Source organism: Bacillus sp. AY2-1 (genome assembly GCF_008368965.1).
Taxonomy (GTDB): Bacteria; Bacillota; Bacilli; order Bacillales; family Bacillaceae_G; genus Bacillus_A; species Bacillus_A thuringiensis_S.
The window spans coordinates 1-3,722 of record NZ_QPEL01000287.1 but is presented as its reverse complement, the minus strand read 5'-3'; the positions used below and the strand labels follow the sequence as shown (position 1 = coordinate 3,722).

Sequence of the window (3,722 nt, the reverse complement as noted above, 5' to 3'; positions counted from 1 at the left end):
TGTAGACAAATTATAGCCATACATCTATTTAATGAAAATTTAGATACAGATGAAATTAAAACTTATCCATTTCAGCGTAAACAAAAGATATATTATCAAAACTAATTAGATTTGTAATAGGTGATGAAATTTGTATAATTGCTAATTCGTTCGCAACTATAAATTTTTGTTTGAAAGCGATGGGGTACCATCAGAAAAATGCGGGTTTACAACGCTATGCCCATTTTTAAGACGCTTCCCTCATTTTTAAAAACGTTAAGAGAGTTTTAGTGGCTTTAAAGAATCTAATGATACTATATTATCCATATTAAAAAGGTATTCTCCTAATAAATTGATATGTTTCCCTCTAAAGGTGACTATAGATAGCTATCGAAAGGGAACAAATAATGATTTCTTATCATTAGAATTATAGGAAATGAAATAAGACCGCTCCTAATTATAGGAACGGTTATAAATTTATCATGTGCTGGAGGTCAATCCGAATGGCGTGGACTACTGTCTCTAAACAGTATGGACATGAAATTTGACGAGTATACGTAAGAATAGTGGAAGCCGTAACGAATTATTAGTTCGTGGTACTGAAAGTGTAATTGATCAAATGAAATATAAAATCGCATAAGAGTTTGATGTACAACTTGGTGCAGACGCAACCACTCGTCCAAACGGACTGTTGGTGGTGAAATTACAAAACGTCTAATAGCAATGGCTGAGGAACAACTTGTCGGTCAATTCACTCGCTAATTATATATTGTATAATAGCAATGGCTGAGGAACAACTTGTCGGTCAATTCACTCGCTAATTATATATTGTATGGATTAGAAGGATAATCTCTCCTTTTTTAATGGGGAAAATCTATGCTCAAATTGTTTTCAAGGAATTTTAAGTAAAAGTACAAAATACCCTTCTAGATAGAAAGAGCTGAGCTAATAGTTAGGGATTCATCATTTTGATGAGAACATACTTAATAATAAAAAGCTAACTGCTATAAGAACATTACATAAATAGTAGTTTTTAAAAATTATTCAATTTTATTTTCAAATCTGTACAGTCTTTTCTTTCATCATACTCAATGTAAGCTATGTGACCATCGGGGCGAATTAAAATGACATCAATATTTTTAAATTGATAATCCTGTATTTCGCCTACAACCACCTTTGTGTGCGAATCAATGTTCATTTTATCTATTTCTTCTTTATAAGAAGGATGTATTAATAAAATATATTTACCATCTTGCATCAATTCAAAGAGTTTATAAGTTTTCTTATTTTGCGAAGAAATAGTAAGATTTGTACATCTTTTCCCTATCAATGGATGCTTTTCTTTCATATGCATAGAGGAATATATAACCCCTAAGCCACTAACTCTTTCAGCTAAATCTTTATTCACCTCTGGGTATGTGAGTAAATGCGAGAATAACTCTCTTAATTCTATACCTGCATTTGAAAAGTTTATCATTAATTGTTCTTGTGCTTGTACTTCCTTGAAAAATTGTTTTCCCACAGCATGTCGTTCAAAATGATAACTTTCTAATAGGCTTTCATATTTTTTTTGTTTTATAGCGAGTCCCAATTTCCATCCTAAATTAAAAGCGTCTTGTAAACCTATATTCAAACCTTGTCCTCCTGCAGGGAAATGAATATGCGCTGCATCACCTGCCAAGAATACACGCTTATGTTGATAAGTATTTGCTAGTTTGGTTGCATTTCCAAAACGAGAAAGCCATATTGAGCTTTTAATTTGAATATGTTCACCTGTAATACTATAAATACTATCTATAAGCTCTTTTTCTGTGACAGCAACATGAACAGGTATTGTCTGATTCTTAGGATCTACAATTGCAAAACGAAATACATTAGGTGCAATAGGTACCATTATTATTATCCCATTTATATTAGATGTAGAAAAAAATGGGTTATCTGGTACATCTTCTAAAATGACATCGCCTAATATAGCAGTAGTTGTTGTATCTGTTCCATTAAAAGGTATATGTGATAACTCACGAACTACACTTCTTGCGCCATCAGCGCCTACTACATATGGAACTTCTATTTTATTTATCGTTTCTGCTTGTTCTATTTCTAGTTGTACGAATGTTTCATACTGTTTTATATCTTTTAATGTATGACCACGTTTAATATCTACACCTAATTCTAACGCACGCTCTTCTAATATTTCTTCTGTAATAGATTGGGGAATAAAAAGCGTATATGGAAAATCAGTATCTAAATTTTTAAAGTTTAATCTTGTATCTAGGGCAGCAAAATGGCTTGTATCTGATTTCTTCCCTCTAGATAAAAATCGATTTTCAATACCTCTCATAGCCATTAATTCTAAGGAGCGGGGGTGAAGTGTGAGTGCTCTAGAATTTCTTATCCGATTTAATCTTCTCTCTACAACGACAACTTTTACACCTTGAATAGCTAATTCACATGCTGTCATAAGTCCAACCGGACCACCGCCAACTACCGCTACATCATAATAATTTTCCATGTCATGCCCTCCATTTTTTTATTTAATTAAGAGCTAATACAAGAATTTGCACAATGGATTTGTAAATGATATCTATTGTGCAAATATAATTATACTCTATTTTGGTTTCCTTGGAAACTAAAATGAGATAACTTGAGATTTTCCCCATATCAAACATTCGATATGAAGGTTAATTGAATTCAATATGAGAAAGATAATAGGGTAATCTATTTTGAATTATTTAATGGAAGGGGTATGAGATTGAGATGAATAATTCATATAATGAAAAGACACATACATTGATTAAACAATTATTTAACAAGTTTTCACCAAAAGCTCCTGGCTTTGCATATATTGCTAGTTTTGATAGCGGGGTAACTTATAAAGGTACGGTTGGCTTAGCTTCTATAGAGAAAAATTTACCTATAACCACAAAAAATATTTTAAATATTGCCTCAGTTTCTAAACAATTCACTGCATTTTCTATATTACTCTTAGAACAAGAGGGAAGATTGAGTTTAGATGATTCAATTGTAAGGTTCGTCCCTTTTATAGGAACATATGCTGAACCTGTAACATTGAAACATCTAATTCATCATACTGGTGGACTAGTTGATTATATGGCATTAGCTGAATCAGCAAATATTAAATTTACTGATTCATTAACTGTGGAAGAATCGCTAAACCACCTTAATAGTCATCAAATTGCAAGGTTCGCAGCTGGTACAAAATTTGAGTATAGCAATACAGGATATTTTTTATTATCACAAGTGGTAGAGAAGGTAAGCGGCAAGTCTCTACGTCAGTTTACAAAGGATCGTATTTTTGACCCTTTAAATATGAGAGACACAACAATTATAGATTACTACCCAACTACTATACCAATTACTATTGGGTATTCGAAGAATGAGCAAGGAACATATAAAATCTATGAAAGCCCTTTGGAACACACAGGGGATGGGGCAGTTCATGCAACAGTTGAAGACCTGGTAAAGTAGGGGGAGAATTTAACTACAGGTACCGTTGGTGGAAAAGAACTTGTTAAAAGAATGAGAGAAATAGGTCCGAAAATTTCCCCAACTGGGAAGACGATTATTGACAATGAAGATTATGCTTTTGGACTAAGGCTTGCTGAAGGTTTTAACTGTCGGTACTTGGAACATTCAGGAAGTTGGGCGGGTTATCGTTCACACTTCATGCGGTTTCCACAAGAATATTTGACCGTTGTAGTTCTAAGTAACTATGATGGATT

1 protein-coding gene and 3 pseudogenes are annotated in these 3,722 nt (G+C 33.0%); 3 read left to right on the top strand and 1 reads right to left on the bottom strand.

All coding sequences use genetic code 11. The annotated features are described in order from the left end of the window. Positions 1–105 (top strand): annotated as a pseudogene (locus DN403_RS30465) (choloylglycine hydrolase); the annotation flags it as partial. A gap of 427 nt (positions 106–532) precedes the next feature. Then, a pseudogene (locus DN403_RS30460) lies at positions 533–741 on the top strand (alpha/beta-type small acid-soluble spore protein). A gap of 271 nt (positions 742–1,012) precedes the next feature. Here the strand turns inward: DN403_RS30460 and DN403_RS30455 are convergent. Continuing rightward, on the bottom strand, positions 1,013–2,491 hold the full coding sequence (locus tag DN403_RS30455; RefSeq protein WP_098437697.1) for an FAD-dependent oxidoreductase: 1,479 nt from the start codon (positions 2,489–2,491) through the stop codon (positions 1,013–1,015). Positions 2,492–2,736: 245 nt separating this feature from the next. Between DN403_RS30455 and DN403_RS30450 the strand changes: the two are divergent. Beyond that, positions 2,737–3,722: pseudogene (locus DN403_RS30450) on the top strand (serine hydrolase domain-containing protein); the annotation flags it as partial.

What these genes read in the sequence shown, in the direction of transcription:
- DN403_RS30455 (WP_098437697.1), bottom strand. Translation starts at nt 2,491, where the DNA reads ATGGAAAATTATTATGATGTAGCGGTAGTTGGCGGTGGTCCGGTTGGA.